General features: G+C 61.6%; 16 protein-coding genes and 1 pseudogene. 8 read left to right on the top strand and 9 right to left on the bottom strand.

Annotated elements, in window-relative coordinates:
* Window positions 1–147: 147 nt before the first annotated feature.
* Window positions 148–474, top strand: coding sequence for an ElaB/YgaM/YqjD family protein (locus F0169_RS20970; protein ID WP_058414578.1), 327 nt, complete (start codon window positions 148–150; stop codon window positions 472–474).
* A gap of 8 nt (window positions 475–482) precedes the next feature.
* Here the strand turns inward: F0169_RS20970 and F0169_RS20975 are convergent, their stop codons facing one another.
* Window positions 483–1,379, bottom strand: a complete 897-nt coding sequence (locus F0169_RS20975; protein WP_152747518.1) for a LysR family transcriptional regulator — start codon at window positions 1,377–1,379, stop codon at window positions 483–485.
* 108 nt (window positions 1,380–1,487) lie between these two features.
* On the opposite strand from F0169_RS20975, the gene trpB reads away from it, so the two are divergent.
* The 3 genes from trpB (at window position 1,488) to F0169_RS20990 (ending at window position 4,101) form a co-directional block, all read left to right on the top strand.
* A complete protein-coding gene (gene trpB, locus F0169_RS20980; protein WP_152747519.1) occupies window positions 1,488–2,714 on the top strand; it encodes a tryptophan synthase subunit beta in 1,227 nt (408 codons plus the stop codon).
* Window positions 2,714–3,523, top strand: a complete 810-nt coding sequence (gene trpA, locus F0169_RS20985; protein ID WP_152747520.1) for a tryptophan synthase subunit alpha — start codon at window positions 2,714–2,716, stop codon at window positions 3,521–3,523. The genes trpB and trpA overlap by 1 nt, the downstream gene beginning before the upstream one ends.
* Before the next feature lie 137 nt (window positions 3,524–3,660).
* A complete protein-coding gene (locus tag F0169_RS20990; RefSeq protein ID WP_058414574.1) occupies window positions 3,661–4,101 on the top strand; it encodes an anti-virulence regulator CigR family protein in 441 nt (146 codons plus the stop codon).
* Window positions 4,102–4,173: 72 nt separating this feature from the next.
* On the opposite strand, the gene F0169_RS20995 is transcribed toward F0169_RS20990, so the two are convergent.
* From F0169_RS20995 to F0169_RS21020, 6 genes and pseudogenes are all read right to left on the bottom strand, one after another.
* On the bottom strand, window positions 4,174–5,478 hold the full coding sequence (locus F0169_RS20995) for an MFS transporter (protein ID WP_122249627.1): 1,305 nt from the start codon (window positions 5,476–5,478) through the stop codon (window positions 4,174–4,176).
* Between the two features lie 181 nt (window positions 5,479–5,659).
* Window positions 5,660–6,808, bottom strand: coding sequence for a galactonate dehydratase (dgoD, locus tag F0169_RS21000; protein WP_058414572.1), 1,149 nt, complete (start codon window positions 6,806–6,808; stop codon window positions 5,660–5,662).
* A 48-nt stretch (window positions 6,809–6,856) separates the two neighbouring features.
* Window positions 6,857–7,477: a 2-dehydro-3-deoxy-6-phosphogalactonate aldolase gene (locus F0169_RS21005; protein ID WP_152747521.1), complete on the bottom strand. Its 621-nt coding sequence runs from the start codon at window positions 7,475–7,477 to the stop codon at window positions 6,857–6,859.
* Window position 7,478: 1 nt separating this feature from the next.
* Complete coding sequence (locus F0169_RS21010; RefSeq protein ID WP_152747522.1) at window positions 7,479–8,438, bottom strand: 2-dehydro-3-deoxygalactonokinase; 960 nt, start codon at window positions 8,436–8,438, stop codon at window positions 7,479–7,481.
* A gap of 163 nt (window positions 8,439–8,601) precedes the next feature.
* Window positions 8,602–8,928 (bottom strand): DOPA 4,5-dioxygenase family protein, encoded by a 327-nt coding sequence (locus F0169_RS21015; protein WP_152747523.1) that lies wholly within the window; start codon window positions 8,926–8,928, stop codon window positions 8,602–8,604.
* Window positions 8,929–8,959: 31 nt separating this feature from the next.
* Window positions 8,960–9,909 (bottom strand): annotated as a pseudogene (locus tag F0169_RS21020) (choline sulfate utilization transcriptional regulator).
* Window positions 9,910–10,012: 103 nt separating this feature from the next.
* On the opposite strand from F0169_RS21020, the gene betC reads away from it, so the two are divergent.
* From betC to F0169_RS21035, 3 genes are all read left to right on the top strand, one after another.
* Entirely contained in the window at window positions 10,013–11,527 is a 1,515-nt protein-coding gene (betC, locus tag F0169_RS21025) for a choline-sulfatase (protein WP_058414567.1), read from the top strand.
* 53 nt (window positions 11,528–11,580) lie between these two features.
* Window positions 11,581–12,459 (top strand): choline ABC transporter substrate-binding protein, encoded by an 879-nt coding sequence (gene choX, locus F0169_RS21030; protein ID WP_425274310.1) that lies wholly within the window; start codon window positions 11,581–11,583, stop codon window positions 12,457–12,459.
* An 83-nt stretch (window positions 12,460–12,542) separates the two neighbouring features.
* Complete coding sequence (locus tag F0169_RS21035) at window positions 12,543–14,111, top strand: SulP family inorganic anion transporter (RefSeq protein WP_152747524.1); 1,569 nt, start codon at window positions 12,543–12,545, stop codon at window positions 14,109–14,111.
* 37 nt (window positions 14,112–14,148) lie between these two features.
* On the opposite strand, the gene aroE is transcribed toward F0169_RS21035, so the two are convergent.
* Window positions 14,149–14,967, bottom strand: coding sequence for a shikimate dehydrogenase (aroE, locus tag F0169_RS21040; RefSeq protein WP_152747525.1), 819 nt, complete (start codon window positions 14,965–14,967; stop codon window positions 14,149–14,151).
* Window positions 14,967–15,899, bottom strand: coding sequence for an oxygen-dependent coproporphyrinogen oxidase (gene hemF, locus F0169_RS21045; protein WP_058414563.1), 933 nt, complete (start codon window positions 15,897–15,899; stop codon window positions 14,967–14,969). Before hemF ends, aroE begins: the two co-directional genes overlap by 1 nt.
* Window positions 15,900–16,057: 158 nt before the next feature.
* Between hemF and F0169_RS21050 the strand changes: the two genes are divergently transcribed.
* Window positions 16,058–17,035: an NADPH:quinone reductase gene (locus tag F0169_RS21050; protein WP_152747526.1), complete on the top strand. Its 978-nt coding sequence runs from the start codon at window positions 16,058–16,060 to the stop codon at window positions 17,033–17,035.
* Window positions 17,036–17,136 lie beyond the last annotated feature (101 nt).

Below are 17,136 nucleotides of genomic sequence, written 5' to 3' on the forward strand. Positions count from 1 at the left end.
CTCCTGAGGTCTTGAGTGAGCGTAGCAGTCGATGTTCGTAATGCTTCTGGCGACATTTCCTACGCAAAAGTTCAGATTTACTGCACTTTCTGAAATCACCGCAGTCGGTATCTACACCTGCCACTCAATCATTTCAGGAGAGTCCAAATGGCCAACACTTCTTTACGCAAAGCGTCGCTGGAAAGCATGGAAGCCGAGATTTCGAGCCTGCTCAAATCCCTCGAAAGCCTCAAGGACGATGCATCCGACGAGTCGCGCAAAACCTTGAAGGCCCTGAAAAGCAATGCCGAGAACGCACTCAAGCATTCTCGCCACCTGATCAGCGATGCCTACGAAGAAAGCAAAGTCAAAATCCGCGAAACCAGTGTTGCAACCCGTGATTACGCACAAGAGCACCCATGGACCACCGCCGGCGTTGCCGTTGGCGCGCTGGGTCTGGTGGCTGCTTACCTGCTGTTCAAACGCGGTGACTGATTGACGGGCTACACCGGCTGGCGCAAAAGCTCTGCCTTGAGCCACTGCGCCAGTTGACCCGCGCGCCCGTCTGCGGCGCGCTTGGGTAGCCACAACGCCAGGCGCGCCGGGGTTTCACTGAAACCCCACGGCGCGACCAGGCGACCCGCGCGCAGGTCTTCTGCCACAAGCGGTTCTGGCGCAATGGCCACGCCCAAACCGGCAACCGCCGCCTCCAGTAAATAATACAAATGCTCAAAACCCTGGCCTTGTTTCAACGCGCCGGGTTCGATGCCGTGTTGCCGCGCCCAGACGGGCCAGGCTTGCGGGCGTGAAGTGGTGTGCAGCAACGCTTCGTCACACAAGCCTGAGGCAGGCGCTTGGCGCAGGCGTTCGTAACCGGCGAAACGCGGGCTCAGCACCGGGCCAATGCGTTCGCTGGCCAGCTCAAATACCTGCATATCGGTTGGCCACGGCGGTTCGGCGAACACCAGCAGGGCGTCCAGACCCGGGCGGCGTGGGTCGAGGTCGCCTTCACCCGCCGACAGGTGCAAGCGCAAATCGGGCAGGTCGGCATTCAGGCGGCCCAGGCGCGGGATAAACCAGCGCGCGAGCAAACTGCCCGAGCACCCCAACACGAACGGCGCGTCGGCACTGCTTTGCGTGAGTTCTGCGCACACATCCCTCAAGCGCTCGAACGCCTCGGCACTCGCATCGCGCAGCCGCACGCCTGCATCTGTGAGTTTAAGGCCGCGCCCGTCCTTGACGAACAGGCTCAGGCCCAAGTGCTCTTCCAGCACCTTCAGTTGGCGGCTGACCGCGCCGTGCGTCACGTGCAATTGCTCGGCAGCCTGGCTGACGCTGTTAAGGCGCGCAGTCGCTTCGAACGCGCGCAGGGCGTTAAGTGGTGGAAGGTCTCGGCTCATCTGTGAGTTTTCCTGACAGGTTGCGGCGATCTTATCGGTTTTCAGCGCAGCGCGTCAGGGGTAGAGTGGCCTTCATTGCCTCTACTCACGTTTTCCCTGGAGCGTCCCATGACTCAGTCCCAGACCGACCTTCGCAACGGCCCCGACGCCAACGGCCTGTTTGGCGGGTTCGGCGGCCGCTACGTCGCTGAAACCTTGATGCCGTTGATCCTTGAATTGGCCCGCGAATACGAAGCGGCCAAGATTGATCCGGCCTTCAATGAAGAATTGGCCTACTTCCAACGCGACTATGTCGGGCGTCCAAGCCCGCTGTACTTCGCCGAACGCCTGACCGAATTCTGCGGCGGCGCCAAGATTTACCTTAAGCGCGAAGAGCTCAACCACACCGGCGCGCACAAGATCAATAACTGCATCGGCCAGATTTTGCTGGCGCGGCGCATGGGCAAAAAACGCATCATCGCCGAAACCGGCGCCGGCATGCACGGTGTGGCCACGGCCACCGTCGCCGCGCGGTTTGGCCTCGATTGCGTGATCTACATGGGCACCACCGACATTGAGCGCCAACAGGCCAACGTGTTCCGCATGAAGCTGCTGGGCGCAAAAGTGATCCCGGTGATTTCCGGCACTGGCACCCTTAAAGACGCGATGAACGAAGCGCTGCGTGACTGGGTAACCAACGTCGACGACACTTTCTACCTGATCGGTACCGTGGCCGGCCCACACCCGTACCCGGCCATGGTTCGCGACTTCCAGGCGGTGATCGGCAAAGAAACGCGCACCCAAATGCAAACCCAGGAAGGCCGTCTGCCCGACAGCCTGGTGGCGTGCATCGGCGGCGGCTCGAACGCCATGGGCTTGTTCCACCCGTTTTTGGATGACAGCGGCGTCGAGATCATCGGCGTTGAAGCCGCAGGTTTTGGCATCGAAACCGGCAAACACGCCGCCAGCCTCAACGGCGGCGTACCCGGCGTACTGCACGGCAACCGCACGTTCCTGTTGCAGGACGACGACGGCCAGATCATCGACGCGCACTCGATTTCCGCTGGCCTCGACTACCCTGGCATCGGCCCGGAACACGCCTGGTTGCATGACATCGGCCGCGTTCAGTACACCTCGGTGACCGACGACGAAGCGTTGGACGCGTTCCACAAATGCTGCCGACTCGAAGGGATTATCCCGGCGCTGGAAACCGCGCACGCGCTGGCCGAAGTGTTCAAGCGTGCACCGAACCTGCCGAAGGATCACCTGATGGTGGTCAACCTTTCCGGTCGTGGCGACAAAGACATGCAGACCGTGATGCACCATATGCAATCCAGCCAGCAGGAGAAACACTGATGAGCCGCCTGCACACACGCTTTGCGCAGTTGAAAGAACAAAACCGCGCCGCCCTGGTGACCTTCGTCACCGCCGGCGACCCGGGTTATGACACCTCGCTGGCGATCCTCAAAGGCTTGCCGGCCGCCGGTGCCGACGTGATCGAGTTGGGCATGCCCTTCACCGACCCGATGGCCGACGGTGCAGCCATTCAACTGGCGAATATCCGCGCGCTGACCGCCAAACAGAACCTGGCGAAAACCCTGCAAATGGTTCGCGAGTTCCGTAAAGACAACAACGACACGCCGCTGGTATTGATGGGCTACTTCAACCCTATCCATAAATACGGCGTGCCGCAGTTCATCGCTGACGCCAAAGAAGCCGGGGTTGATGGCCTGATCGTGGTCGACATGCCGCCCGAGCATAACGCCGAGCTGTGCGACCCGGCCCAGGCTGCGGGCATCGACTTTATCCGCCTGACCACGCCGACCACCGATGACGCGCGCCTGCCAACCGTACTCAACGGCAGCTCCGGCTTTGTGTATTACGTGTCGGTGGCCGGTGTGACCGGTGCCGGCGCCGCCACCCTGGAACACGTCGAAGAAGCCGTGACTCGCCTGCGTCGGCATACCGACCTGCCGATCAGCATCGGTTTTGGTATCCGCACGCCGGAGCAAGCGGCCGCTATCGCGCGCCTGGCTGACGGGGTAGTCGTGGGTTCTGCGCTGATCGATCACATCGCCAATGCGAAAAATGATCAGCAAGCGATTGATGGTGTATTGAGCCTGTGTGCCGCGCTGTCGGAAGGTGTGCGCAACGCGCGTAAGTAAACGCCATGTAGCGGGAGGTAAAGTTCCTGATACAGAGGAATCAAACCGCCGGATCAGTACCTAAAGTGACAAGACCAAGGGATTTCGAACCTCGTTCGACATCCCTTTTTTGTTCGTGCAGTACTGAGGAAACACCCATGAAAATGCCTAAACGCTTGATCGCTGGTCTTGGCGTACTGATGCTCGGCGCGAGTGCCCTGGCGCAGGCCGCGCCCAACGATCAAGGCGGCCCCGACCGTGGCGGCCCGCAAGGCCAGCACGAACAACGTGGCGACGACCATCGCGGGCCGCAAGACAACCGCCGTGGCGGCCCGCCCCAGGATTTCGGCCCGGTGCGCCAGATCATCCACGACAACCACGGCCAGTTCTCGCGCGGCGCTCCACCGCCGCCGAATGTACGCCTGGTGCGTGGCCAACCCTTGCCACGCGGTTACTACGGCGAACGCCTCGACGGCCGCGCGCTGGCGCGCCTGCCCGCGTACCCGGGCTACGAATGGCGCCGCTCCGGCCCAGACGTGGTGCTGATCGCAGTCGGCACCGGCATCGTCTACGAAATCCTCGACGGCGTGCTCAACTGACACCCAACCCTTCTGTAGCGAGCGGGCTTGCTCGCCACAGAAGGCCCACCCGCCACAGGGCTTAATCGCCCGCTACAACTCTATGCGCTCGACCTTGCCTACCAGCAATACGTACGAAAGCGCGCCCAGCAACGCCAGCACGGCGATGTAGGTGATCGCTGGCGCAAACGAGTCGCCGCTGGCCAGAAAGCCGATCACGATCGGCGTGGTAATCGCCGACAGGTTACCGATAAAGTTGAACACGCCTCCCGTCAGGCCGAGCAACCGCGCGGGCGCCAGGGTCGATACCAGTGACCAGGTAATCGACGCCAGGCCATTGCCGAAAAACGCCACCGCCAGAAACGCAATCACCCAGGCCGTCGAGTCCACGTAATTGGCGCCGATGATCGCGGTGGAAATCAGCAAGCCACTGATGATCGGTAACTTGCGCGCAAAACCCACCGACGCGCCCCGGCGAATCAGCCAGTCAGAGAAAATCCCCGAACACAGCACGCCCACAAACGCCGCCAAAAACGGCAGCGACGCGAGCAGGCCGGACTTGATGAAGTCCATGCCGCGATATTTCACCAGGTAGGTCGGGAACCACGTCAGGAAAAACCACAGCGTGGAGTTCAGGCAGAACTGCCCCAGGTAAATGCCCCACAGCTTGCGCTTGGTCAGTACGATGCCCAGGTCGACCCAACTGAACGGTGCCTTGACCACTTTGGCCTGCATATCCACGAGCCCGCCGCCTTCGCGGATCAGCTCGATTTCAGCCGCGTTGGCGCCTTTGAAATCCTTCGGCTCGCGGTACACTGCGTACCACACCAGCGCCCACAGAATTCCCACGCCGCCGGTGGCGACAAACACCATGTGCCAGCCGAACGTGTGTTGCAGCCACGCCAGCACCGGCGTAAGAAACGCCAGCCCGACAAACTGCCCGGAGGTATAAACGCCAATCGCCGTGGCGCGCTCGCGCTCGGGAAACCAGGTGGTGACCACGCGGCTATTGATCGGGTAGGCCGGCGCTTCGAGCGCGCCGACCGCCATGCGCAGCACGAACAGCGCGATAAAGCTGGCGGCAAAGCCAAGCATGACGGTGGCAATCGACCACAACAACAGGGCCACGGTGTAAAGGATGCGCGGCGGCACCCGATCTACCAGCCAGCCGCCGGGAATTTGCATGGCGGCGTAGGTCCAGCCGAAGGCCGAGAAGATCAGCCCGACGTGCACCGGGTCGATACCCAGCTCGCTGGTCAGCGCTGGCGCTGCAATCGACAGGTTGCTGCGGTCGAGGTAGTTGATCACCACGGTGATAAACAACAGCACCATGATGAAGAAACGCTTTCTGCTGGGCGCGACTAAGGGAGCCTGCCCAGTGAAGGATTCAGGTTGCATGGGTAGCCTCTTCTTATGTTTATTGAGGACGCAGTAAACAACTCTCGGGAGCAACGCGGTCAATGTGGGAGGGGGCTTGCTCCCGATGGCGGAGTGTCAGTCGACTTCTTCGGCGGCTGGTCCACTGCCATCGGGAGCAAGCCCCCTCCCACATGTTGATCCGCATTACTTCAGATAAAAATCACCATTCGGCGAAGCTGCCGTCGGCGTGGCGCCAGATCGGGTTGCGCCAGCGGTGGCCAATGGCCGCGCGCTCGATCACGTATTCCTCGTTGATCTCGATGCCCAGCCCTGGCCCGTTGGGAATCTTCACGAAGCCTTTGTCATAGTCGAACACGCCCGGGTCGCGCACGTAGTCGAGCAGGTCGTTGCTCTCGTTGTAATGGATGCCCAGGCTTTGCTCCTGGATAAACGCGTTGTAACAAACCGCGTCGAGTTGCAGGCAGGCCGCCAAGGCAATCGGCCCGAGCGGGCAGTGCAGGGCCAGGGCCACGTCGTAGGCTTCGGCCATGTTGGCGATTTTGCGGGTTTCGGTGATGCCGCCCGCGTGGGAAGCATCGGGCTGGATGATGTCGACGTAACCTTCGCTGAGCACACGCTTGAAATCCCAGCGCGAGAACAGGCGCTCGCCCAAAGCGATCGGCGTGCTGGTCAGCGGCGCGAGCTCTTTGAGTGCTTCGTAGTTTTCGCTGAGCACCGGCTCTTCGATGAACATCAGCTTGTAGGCGTCCAGTTCCTTCATCAGCACTTTGGCCATGGGCTTGTGCACGCGGCCATGGAAGTCGACGCCGATGCCGACGTTAGGGCCGACGGCATCGCGCACGGCGGCCACGTTGGCCAGCGCCAGGTCGACCTTTTCAAAACTGTCGACAAACTGCAATTCTTCGGTGCCGTTCATTTTTACTGCGGTAAAACCACGGCCCACGGCTTCTTTGGCGGCACGCGCAGTGTCGGCCGGACGGTCGCCGCCGATCCACGAATACACGCGGATTTTGTCGCGCACCTGGCCGCCCAGCAAATCGCTGACGGAAACACCCAGCGCCTTGCCCTTGATGTCCCACAACGCCTGGTCGATACCGGCGAGTGCGCTCATATGCACGGCGCCGCCCCGGTAGAAGCCGCCGCGATAGAGCACGGTCCAGATGTCTTCGATATTGCGTGGGTCTTTGCCGATCAAGTAGTCGGACAGTTCCTCAACCGCAGCGGCCACCGTGTGGGCGCGGCCTTCGACCACGGGCTCGCCCCAGCCGGTCACGCCCTGGTCGGTTTCGACCTTGAGGAAGCACCAGCGCGGCGGAACGATGAAGGTAGTCAGTTTGGTGATTTTCATCTTCTTATCTCTCTTGTCGATGCAGCGCCCAAGGCGCAAAGCTTGCAATCAATGAAGCGCGTTCCAGGCCGCGACGTACGCCTGCGCGCTGCTCGCCACTTGATCCACAGACATGCCCGGTTTGAACAACCCCGAGCCCAGCCCGAAGCCTTTGGCGCCGGCGTCGAAATACACCTGCATGTTGTCTGGTGTAACGCCGCCGACCGGCAGCAACAACGTGCCCGCTGGCAATACCGCGAGCCAGGCCTTGATCACTGCCGGGCCCATTTGCTCGGCCGGGAACAGCTTCAATACGTCCGCGCCTTCAGCCAGCGCAGCAAACGCCTCGGTCGGCGTGGCCACGCCTGGCGACAGGTACAGGCCCGCTGCTTTGGCGGCGCGCAACACCTTGGCATCGCTGTGGGGCATAACGATCACCTGGCCACCGGCGGCCTTGACCTGTTCAACCTGCTCTGGCGTCAACACCGTGCCCGCGCCGATCAGGCAATCGGCGGGCAGGCTGTCGCGCAGCGTGCGGATACTGGTGTAAGGCTCGGGTGAATTGAGCGGCACTTCGATCACCCGGAAGCCAGCGGCGTAAAGCACCTGGCCAATCGCACGGGCTTCGTCCGGTCGCACACCGCGCAAAATCGCGATCAAACCGTTGCGTGTGAGTGCTTGCTTGAGCATGTCAGGCCTCCGATACAGGTTGAGTGAGTCCGGCCGCCACGGCCAATTGCCACAAGCCGCGCTCGGTGGCTTCTTGCGCCAGGCTGACGTGGGCGAAGCCGCAGAGGGCGAGGGCGCGTTGGTAGCGCGTGCAGAGGGCGGCGGCGCCGACCAGGATGATCGGCTGGTGTTTGGCGCTGGCCGGCAAGCCCGCGAGTTCGTGGCCGATCAGCAGGCCAGACAAGTAATCGGGTTGTTGCTCAGGCGCAAGCTCAGCCGTCAGCCCCAGCGTGCGCGCGCTGAACAGCGTCGACAGCACGCCACGCTGGCCGTCTGCCGACAGCGCCACCTGCACGCCTCGGTCAAAGGCCTGTGTCTGGAACTGTTCCGAGGTTTTTTGAGTACGCCCCAGGATGCTGTGCTTGCTGAGTATCGCGAACAGTTCACCGGTCATGAAGGTGTCGAAGTGCGTGATGCGACCATCCACCACCTCGACCCATTTGGAATGGCTGCCAGGCAGGCCGATCAAGGCGTCGGTGTTAAGGCTCTGCAACACGCCGAGCACTTGGGTTTCTTCACCGCGCATTACGTTGGGCAAACCGACCTGCTCAATCACGCCAGGCACAATGTGCACCACCACGCCACGCAGGCTGCGGACGGTATGCAGCGCCTGGCCCAAGCTTGCGACATCCACCGGGGTGTTGCGATAGGCCGCTTCGCTCCAGCCCTGAGCGCTGCCGACCATGCCGCAGGCGATCACCGGCAAGCCGGGCTGGGCGTCGAGCCAATCGCCGCAGGCGGCATCGAACGCCAACTCGAAGCCATCGCTGCAGCGCACGCCGGCGATGTCGCGCGGTTCGCTGGGCAGGTGCATGATCCCGAACGCCAGCGAGCGCTGTTCGAGCACCTCGCCAGCCGGGCCGAGTTTATAAGCACGAAGGGAGCTGGTCCCCCAGTCGAGCGCGATCAATTGCGCCTGCATCGCTTCACCTGAAATGAGTGGGTGCTGAAAAAAGCAGATGGGCGAATATAAACCTACGCGCGGATAAATCTCAATATATAAATAACAGTCCCATATATTGGGTTTTGACATGCAAAAATCCCGCGTGCCTGCACACGCTGACGGGGCGCGTATTCAGCCTTGGTTAAAGCGCAGACAGATTCAGCTCGCGCATCGCGCCCATCCAGATCGCGTAATCGGTGTGGTCCTTCAGGTCATCGCCGGTATTGGGGTGCAAGAACACCACCAGCCCTTCGCGGTGCAGCGCCAGCCACGGCAGCACCACGCCGATGTATTCCGGGTCGAACGCCAGTTGGCAGCTCCAGTCCGGGTGCGGGCCTACGGGCCGCTCATGCACGTTGCCCATGCGCAGCGGAAACAGCTTGGCCGCGTCTTCACACAAGGTGCGCGCTAGCTCGATGCTGTGGGCGTCAAAGTAGATATGGGCGTGGTAACCCTTGATTCGTTGCATGGCGAAATCCGTCTGCGATGTGCGCCAAATCCTAGACCGCAATCGACGGTAGGGCCAGCCCGGTCAGCGACTGCACGTTGCTGGCTTGCTCGGCCACCAGCCAGTCGACAAAGCGCTCGACCAACTGCCCGCGACGTTTGCGCTGCGGCTGCACCACGTAATAACCGTAGCGCGAGATCACCGTGTCGCGGATCGGCCGGCACAGCCAGTTCTGTTCGAGCATGCTGTCCACCAGGTGCCGCCAGCCGATGGCCACGCCCTGGCCGGCAATCGCCGCCTGGATCAGCAGGGTGTAATTGTCAAAACGCAGTTGGCCGGGCGTCGGTGCGGTGGTGATGCCCAGCTCGCGAAACACGCCGCTCCAATCGAACCAATGGCTGTTGTTTTCCTGGCGCAGGTGCAGCAACGGGTAGTCGGGCAAACTCTGCACCGTCAGCGGCGTGGCCTGGTCTTTGAGCCATTGCGGGCTGCACACCGGGAACGCTTCCTCATTGAACAGCCACAGGCTGTCGCCCTGTTTGAAACGGCCATCGCCAAACAACACCGCCACGTCAATATCACTGCGCAAGGTGGCGTGGTTGCGCTGGCTGGTGACCAGGCTCACGTCGACGTGAGGGTTGGCCGCGTGAAAACGATGCAGGCGTGGCATCAGCCAATACGCAGCGAAGGCGAAGTCGGTGGCCACCTGCAGCACTTCGTGCTGGTCTTGTTGGGTGATCGCGCTCAAGCCGTGGTTGATGCTTTGCAAGCCGCCCTGCACGTGTTCGAAGAGCAGGCGCCCGCGTCGGTCAGTTCGATGCCACGGTAAATGCGATCAAACAGGCGAATCGCCAGTTGCTCTTCAAGGCGCTTGATCTGCTGGCTGACGGCCGGCTGAGTGCTGCCCAGCTCCATCGCGGCGGCGGTAAAGCTGCGGTGGCGCCCCGCCGCTTCAAATGCGCGGAGCAGGTCGAGCGACACATCACCGAGGGCTTCATACATAAGCTGTGCTTATCCTAGACATTGCTTTTCATGGGCTTTACCCCAATTTCCATGGGCCGCATGCTCATTCGCATAAACACCGCCTATGGAATGCCGAAGACTTATGAAGCGCAAGAACATTCTTTTCATCATGGCCGATCAAATGGCCGCGCCGTTGCTTCCGTTCTACGGTCCTTCGCCTATCAAGTTGCCCAACCTCAGCCGCCTCGCCGCACAAGGCGTGGTGTTCGACGCCGCGTATTGCAACAGCCCATTGTGCGCGCCCTCGCGCTTCACGCTGGTCAGCGGCCAGTTGCCGAGCAAGATCGGCGCCTACGACAATGCGGCCGACTTTCCCGCCGATGTGCCGACCTACGCGCATTACTTGCGCCGCCTCGGCTACCGCACTGCGCTGTCGGGCAAGATGCACTTCTGCGGGCCAGACCAGTTGCACGGCTTTGAGGAGCGCCTGACCAGCGACATTTACCCCGCCGACTATGGCTGGGCGGTGAACTGGGACGAGCCGGATGTACGGCCCACGTGGTACCACAACATGGCGTCGGTGCTGCAAGCCGGCCCGTGCGTGCGTACCAACCAACTGGATTTCGACGAAGAGGTGGTGTTCAAGGCGCAGCAATACCTGTTCGACCATATTCGCGAAGACGGTGACCAGCCGTTCTGCCTGACCGTGTCGATGACTCACCCACACGACCCGTACACGATTCCCAAGCCGTTCTGGGATTTGTACGACGACAGCGACATCCCGTTGCCTGCCACGCCCCCGCAAGCTGACCAAGACCCGCATTCGCAACGCCTGCTCAAGGTCTATGACCTGTGGGACAAGCCGCTGCCGCTGAACAAAATCCGCGATGCACGCCGCGCCTACTTCGGTGCCTGCAGCTATATCGACAGCAACGTCGGCAAGCTGCTGCAAACCCTGGAAGACACCGGCCTGAGTGATGACACCCTGATTATTTTCTCTGGCGACCACGGCGACATGCTTGGCGAGCGCGGGCTCTGGTACAAGATGCACTGGTTTGAAATGGCCGCCCGCGTGCCGCTGCTGGTCAGTGCGCCGGGGCAGTTTGCCGCGGGCCGCGTGAGCAAGGCAGTGTCGACTGCCGACCTGCTGCCGACCCTGGTGGAACTGGCCGGCGGCGAGCTGGACCCGCTTCTGCCGCTGGACGGCCGCTCGCTGGTCCCGCACTTGCTGGGGCAGGGCGGGCACGACGAAGTGTTCGGCGAATACATGGCCGAAGGCACCATCAGCCCGCTGATGATGATCCGTCGTGGCGCCTACAAATTCATCTACAGCGAAGACGACCCTTGTTTACTCTTCGATGTGCACAATGACCCGCACGAGCGGGAGAACCTCAGCCAGTCACCGGAACACCGGCCACTGTTCGAGGCGTTTTTGAGTGAGGCGCGGGCCAAATGGGACATCCCGGCGATCCACCAACAGGTGCTCGCCAGCCAACGCCGCCGTCGTCTGGTGTTTGAAGCACTGACCGAAGGCAAGCTGAAGAGCTGGGACCACCAGCCACTGGTAGACGCCAGTCAGCAATACATGCGCAACCATATCGACCTCGACGACCTGGAGCGCAAGGCACGTTATCCACAACCCTGCCAAGACCAATAATCAGACAAAGGGAAGGCCATGCAAAAGTTGACTGTGATGCTAGCGACGTTGCGCTGACAAGCGCCAATGTGTACGCGGATGCCAGTTGTGAAACGGTGAAGATGGCCGATCCGGGCTGGAGCGACATTGCCGCCACCAATGCCATCACCGGTTTTCTGCTGACGGGCATGGGTTACAAAGCCAAGGTCGACACGCTGGCGGTGCCGATCACGTTTGGTGGGCTCAAGGACGGCAAAGTCGATGTATTCATGGGTAACTGGATGCCGGCGCAGCAGGGGTTTTATGACAAGTTCGTGGCCAACGGCGACGTGGTGCAACTGGCGAAAAACCTCGACGGCACCGAGTTCACCCTCGCCGTGCCGGACTACGTGTGGGACGCCGGCGTGCATGAGTTTGCCGACCTGAACACGTTTGCCGACAAGTTCGACAAAAAGATCTACGGCATCGGCTCCGGCGCGCCCGCGAATATCTCGTTGCAGGAAATCATCAAGAAAAACGACTTTGATCTCGGCCAGTGGAAGCTGGTGGAATCCAGCGAGCAGGCGATGCTCGCCGAAGTGTCGCGGGCAGTGAAGAAGCAGCGCTTCGTGACCTTCCTCGGCTGGACGCCACACCCAATGAACGTGCAGTTGAAAATGCACTACCTCAAGGGCGGCGAGAAATACTTCGGCGACACCGGCAGCGTGTACACCTTGACCCGCAAAGGTTATGCGCAGTCCTGCCCGAACGTAGGAAAGTTGCTGACCAACCTGAGTTTTACCCAAGAGATGGAGAACGCAATCATGGCCGAGGTGGCCAACAACAAGGTCAGCAATGCGCAGGCGGCGAAGGCATGGATCAAGGCCAACCCGGCCGTGCTGGACACGTGGCTGGATGGCGTGAAAACCGTCGATGGCCAGGACGCATTGGCAGCGGTAAAAGCCAAGCTCTAGCACGCTGATCGTTCCCACGCTCGCGTGGGAACGATCATTAGCAGCCTGATATTCTGGCTCAAACCTTTCAACCCGAGTCTGCGATGCCCCGGCCCAACCGCCATACACTCTTCCCCTTCCTCTCCTGGCTCCCGCGCCAAACCCGCGCCAGCGTCGGCCGGGACGCGATAGTCGGCCTCAGTGGCGCGGTGCTCGCGTTACCACAGTCAATTGCCTACGCGCTGATTGCCGGCCTGCCACCGGAGTACGGCCTGTACGCGGCGATTATCCCGGTGCTGATCGCCTGCCTGTGGGGCTCGTCGTGGCACCTTATCTGTGGCCCGACGGCGGCGATTTCCATCGTGCTCTACGCCAGCGTCAGCCCACTCGCCGTGCCGGGTTCGCAGGACTACATCACGCTCATCCTGCTGCTCACCTTCCTCGCTGGGGTTTTCCAGTGGTTGCTCGGCATGCTGCGCTTCGGCGCGCTGGTGAATTTTGTTTCGCATCCGGTGGTGCTTGGTTTCACCCTCGGCGCCGCCGTGGTGATTGCCTTGGGGCAACTGCCTAACCTGTTGGGGCTGGATTTGCCGAGTGAAGCCACGGCGATCAAAAGTGTGCTGGCGCTTGCCGATCACGGCGGCGAATGGGACCGCGCCTCGCTCGCCCTCGGCTTAAGCACATTGTTGGCAGGCGCGCTGCTCAAGTATTGGCTGCCGCGCTGGCCGACGCTGCTGATTGCGCTGGCCTTGGGCAGCCTGGCGGCGTGGCTGTGGCCGGCCATGTTCGGGCATGTGGCGCGGGTGAGCGCGTTTGTCGGCAAGCTGCCGCCGTTCAGCCCATTGCCGCTGGACTTGGACATGCTTCTGCGCCTGCTGCCCAGCGCGGTGGCGGTGGGCATGCTGGGGCTGGTCACCAGCCTGTCGATTGCCCGCTCGTTGTCGGCGCGCTCGCAACAGTTGCTCGATGCGAACCAGGAAGTTCGCGCGCAGGGCTTATCGAATATCGTCGGCGGATTTTTCTCTGGCTACCTGTCAGCCGGTTCCTTTACGCGTTCCGGTCTCAGCTACGAAGCCGGCGCCTGCTCGCCGCTGGCCGGGGTGTTCTCGGCGGTGTGGGTGGCGCTGTTTGCGCTGTTCGGCGCCGCGTTGATCGCGCACATTCCGCTGCCGAGCATGGCCGCCAGTATCTTGCTGATTTGCTGGGGCCTGGTGGACCATCGCAGCATTCGCGCGCTGTGGCGCGTCAGTCGCGCTGAATGTGTGGTGATGGGCCTGACGTGCGCCGCCACCTTGCTGCTGGAACTGCAAACCGCGATCTACGCCGGGGTGTTGGCATCGCTGTTTTTCTACCTCAAACGCACCTCGCAGCCGCGCGTGCAGCAGTGGCGCGACGGTGATGAGGACGTGTTACGCGTCGGCGGCTCGATCTTTTTTGGCGCCAGCCATTACCTGCAAGTACGCCTGCAACGCTTGCACGGCGGGCGGGTAGTGATCGAAGCGCAGCAGATCAACTTTATCGACTATTCCGGGGTCGAGATGCTGCACCAAGAGGCGCGACGGCTAAGGGGTTCAGGCCGTAGCCTGACGTTGCGCCGAGCGCGGCCGCAGGTCGTTGAAGAATTGAGAAAACTCGAAGGGGCCGACAACTGCCCGATCCATTTCGAAGACTAATGTGGGCACAATAATTGTGCCCACAGTTGTAACTGCGTCAGGCCAGTTGGCGGCGCAGTTCAGCCAACACCGGCGCCGAATCCGGGCGTACGCCGCGCCACAGGAAGAACGCTTCCGCCGCCTGCTCAACCAGCATGCCCAGGCCATCCATTGCCACGGATGCACCGTGTTCAGTGGCCCAGCGGCAGAACGCCGTCGGCTCTTTGGCGTACATCATGTCGTAGCAAAAGGTTTTGCCGGGTTCGATCAGGCTGCCGGCAATCGGCGGCACATCGCCTGACAAGCTGGCGGATGTGGCATTGATGATCAGGTCCACCGGCTCACTTAACCAGTCGAAACCGCTGGCGGAAACCGGCCCAAGGTCGTCGAACAGCTCGGCGAGCAACTCAGCCTTTGCCACCGTGCGGTTGGCGATGATCAGCGCGCCAGGCTGCTCCGCCAGCAAGGGCTCCAACGCCCCGCGCACCGCGCCACCGGCGCCCAGCAACAGGATGCGTTTGCCGTGCAGTTGCAACCCGGCGTTCACCGTCAGGTCGCGCACCAGGCCTGCACCGTCGGTGTTATCACCGAGCAGGCTGCTATCGGCCAACTTGCTCAGGGTGTTCACCGCGCCAGCGCGCTGGGCGCGTTCGGTCAGGCTGTTGGCCAGGCGGTAAGCGTCTTCCTTGAACGGCACAGTGACATTGGCGCCACGCCCTTGCTGAAAAAACTCACGCGCGCAGCCGCTGAAATCCTCGAGCGGTGCGAGCAAGGTGCTGTAGTCCAACGGCTCACCGGTCTGTTCGGCGAACATTCGATGAATCAGCGGCGACTTGCTGTGGCCGATGGGGTTGCCGAACACCACATAACGGTCCATCAGACCGCCGCCTTGGGCGTGGCCACGCCAAGCCAGTCGCGGTCTTGCAGGAAGTAATCGGTAAGGCGTGCTTCCTCGCTGCCGGCTTCGGCTTTCCAGTCGTAGCTCCAGCGCACTTGCGGCGGCAGTGACATCAGGATCGACTCGGTGCGCCCGCCCGACTGCAGGCCGAACAAGGTGCCACGGTCGTAAACCAGGTTGAATTCGACGTAGCGGCCACGGCGAAACTCCTGGAATTCACGCTGCTGCTCGGTATAGGCCATGGCCTTGCGCCGCTGCAGAATCGGCAAGTAGGCGTCGATGTAAGCGTCGCCAATGGCGCGAATAAAGGCGAAGCTGGTGTCGAAGCCCCACTCATTCAAATCATCGAAGAACAGCCCGCCGATACCGCGCGGTTCGTTGCGGTGCTTGATATGAAAGTAGGTGTCGCACCAGGCCTTGTAGCGCGCGTATACATCCGCCCCGAACGGCGCACATGCCTGCTCGGCCACGCGATGCCAATGAATGCAGTCCTCTTCATGGCCGTAGTAGGGCGTGAGGTCGAAGCCGCCACCGAACCACCATACGGGTTCTTCGCCTTCTTTTTCGGCGATGAAAAAGCGCACGTTGGCGTGGGACGTCGGGGCATGCGGGTTGTGCGGGTGAATCACCAGCGACACGCCCATGGCTTCAAACCCGCGACCGGCCAGTTCAGGGCGATGCGCACTGGCAGACGGAGGGAGGCCGCTGCCAAACACGTGAGAAAAGTTAACGCCGCCTTTTTCGATGACCGAACCGTTTTCGAGCACACGTGTGCGCCCGCCGCCGCCGGCTGGCCGAGTCCAGGCATCTTCGATAAAACGAGTGTCCGGCTCGAAGGTTTCCAGAGCACTGCAAATGCGCTCTTGCAGATCAAGCAGGTAGGCTTTAACAGCCTCGGTGTGGGTAGTCATGGCGTCACCTTTATCGGGCAAAGCTACGCGAGGCCATTGGGCGTCGGCGGCAAATGGGCGCACAGGATAACACCGCACACACGTGCGCCGCAGTTGACGAAGGTCACGCTTAGGAGTCCGATAGGGTGCTTCGTACAGTCGACTCAAGGAGAAGGTAGATGGCTAAACGTATCCAGTTCAGCGCCCATGGCGGCCCGCAAGTGCTTGAATATGTTGACTACACACCGGCAGAGCCAGGCCCGCAGCAGGTTCGGGTACGTAACCAGGCGATTGGCCTGAATTTCATCGACACCTATTTCCGCAGCGGCCTTTATGCGCCGCCGGCATTGCCATCGGGGTTGGGCGCGGAGGGCGCCGGCGTGGTCGACGCGGTCGGCAGCGACGTCACTCAATTCAGCGTCGGCGACCGTGTGGCCTACGGCAATGGCCCACTGGGGGCCTATAGCGAACTGCACGTGTTGCCCGCCGCCAACCTAGTGCACCTGCCGGACGACATCAGCTTTGAACACGCCGCCGGTGCCATGCTCAAGGGCCTGACCGTGCAATATTTGCTGCGCCAGACCTATGAGCTGAAGGGCGGCGAAACCATTCTGTTCCACGCGGCGGCCGGTGGCGTGGGCTCACTCGCGTGCCAATGGGCCAAAGCCTTGGGCGTGAAGCTGATCGGTACCGTAAGCTCGCCGGAGAAAGCCGCCTTGGCCAAATCCCTCGGCGCCTGGGAGACCATCGACTACAGCAAGGAAAATGTCGCACAGCGCGTACTGGAATTGACCGACGGCAAAAAGGTGCCGGTGGTGTACGACGGCGTCGGCAAAGACACCTGGCTGACCTCGCTGGACTGCGTAGCGCCACGGGGTCTGGTGATAAGTTTTGGTAACGCATCGGGCGCGGTGGATGGCGTGAACCTGGGGATTTTGGCCGCCAAAGGCTCGCTGTATGTCACCCGGCCAACGTTGGCGACTTACGCCAGCAACCCAAAAGATCTGCAGGTAATGGCGGATGACCTGTTCTCGATGATCAAGAGCGGCAAGCTGCGCATTGACATCAACCAACGGTTTTCATTGGCCGAAGCGGCGAAGGCGCATACAGAGTTGTCGGGGCGTCGTACGACCGGGTCGACGATTTTGTTGCCGTAACAGGGTGGGGGCCTCATCGTGAGATTGCGCCTATAGCGGGGCGCTTCCCACATCAAAAGCCGACCCAATCTCCCAAGCAGAATGCATTCAAACTGTGGGAG

Origin of the sequence: Pseudomonas kitaguniensis (genome assembly GCF_009296165.1) — a bacterium.
Taxonomy (GTDB): domain Bacteria; phylum Pseudomonadota; class Gammaproteobacteria; order Pseudomonadales; family Pseudomonadaceae; genus Aquipseudomonas; species Aquipseudomonas kitaguniensis.

Bases quoted from the DNA above. Each gene is read 5' to 3' on its own strand.
- F0169_RS20970 (WP_058414578.1), top strand. From the start codon at position 148: ATGGCCAACACTTCTTTACGCAAAGCGTCGCTGGAAAGCATGGAAGCC.
- F0169_RS20975 (WP_152747518.1), bottom strand. From the start codon at position 1,379: ATGAGCCGAGACCTTCCACCACTTAACGCCCTGCGCGCGTTCGAAGCG.
- trpB (WP_152747519.1), top strand. From the start codon at position 1,488: ATGACTCAGTCCCAGACCGACCTTCGCAACGGCCCCGACGCCAACGGC.
- trpA (WP_152747520.1), top strand. From the start codon at position 2,714: ATGAGCCGCCTGCACACACGCTTTGCGCAGTTGAAAGAACAAAACCGC.
- F0169_RS20990 (WP_058414574.1), top strand. From the start codon at position 3,661: ATGAAAATGCCTAAACGCTTGATCGCTGGTCTTGGCGTACTGATGCTC.
- F0169_RS20995 (WP_122249627.1), bottom strand. From the start codon at position 5,478: ATGCAACCTGAATCCTTCACTGGGCAGGCTCCCTTAGTCGCGCCCAGC.
- dgoD (WP_058414572.1), bottom strand. From the start codon at position 6,808: ATGAAAATCACCAAACTGACTACCTTCATCGTTCCGCCGCGCTGGTGC.
- F0169_RS21005 (WP_152747521.1), bottom strand. From the start codon at position 7,477: ATGCTCAAGCAAGCACTCACACGCAACGGTTTGATCGCGATTTTGCGC.
- F0169_RS21010 (WP_152747522.1), bottom strand. From the start codon at position 8,438: ATGCAGGCGCAATTGATCGCGCTCGACTGGGGGACCAGCTCCCTTCGT.
- F0169_RS21015 (WP_152747523.1), bottom strand. From the start codon at position 8,928: ATGCAACGAATCAAGGGTTACCACGCCCATATCTACTTTGACGCCCAC.
- betC (WP_058414567.1), top strand. From the start codon at position 10,013: ATGAAGCGCAAGAACATTCTTTTCATCATGGCCGATCAAATGGCCGCG.
- F0169_RS21035 (WP_152747524.1), top strand. From the start codon at position 12,543: ATGCCCCGGCCCAACCGCCATACACTCTTCCCCTTCCTCTCCTGGCTC.
- aroE (WP_152747525.1), bottom strand. From the start codon at position 14,967: ATGGACCGTTATGTGGTGTTCGGCAACCCCATCGGCCACAGCAAGTCG.
- hemF (WP_058414563.1), bottom strand. From the start codon at position 15,899: ATGACTACCCACACCGAGGCTGTTAAAGCCTACCTGCTTGATCTGCAA.
- F0169_RS21050 (WP_152747526.1), top strand. From the start codon at position 16,058: ATGGCTAAACGTATCCAGTTCAGCGCCCATGGCGGCCCGCAAGTGCTT.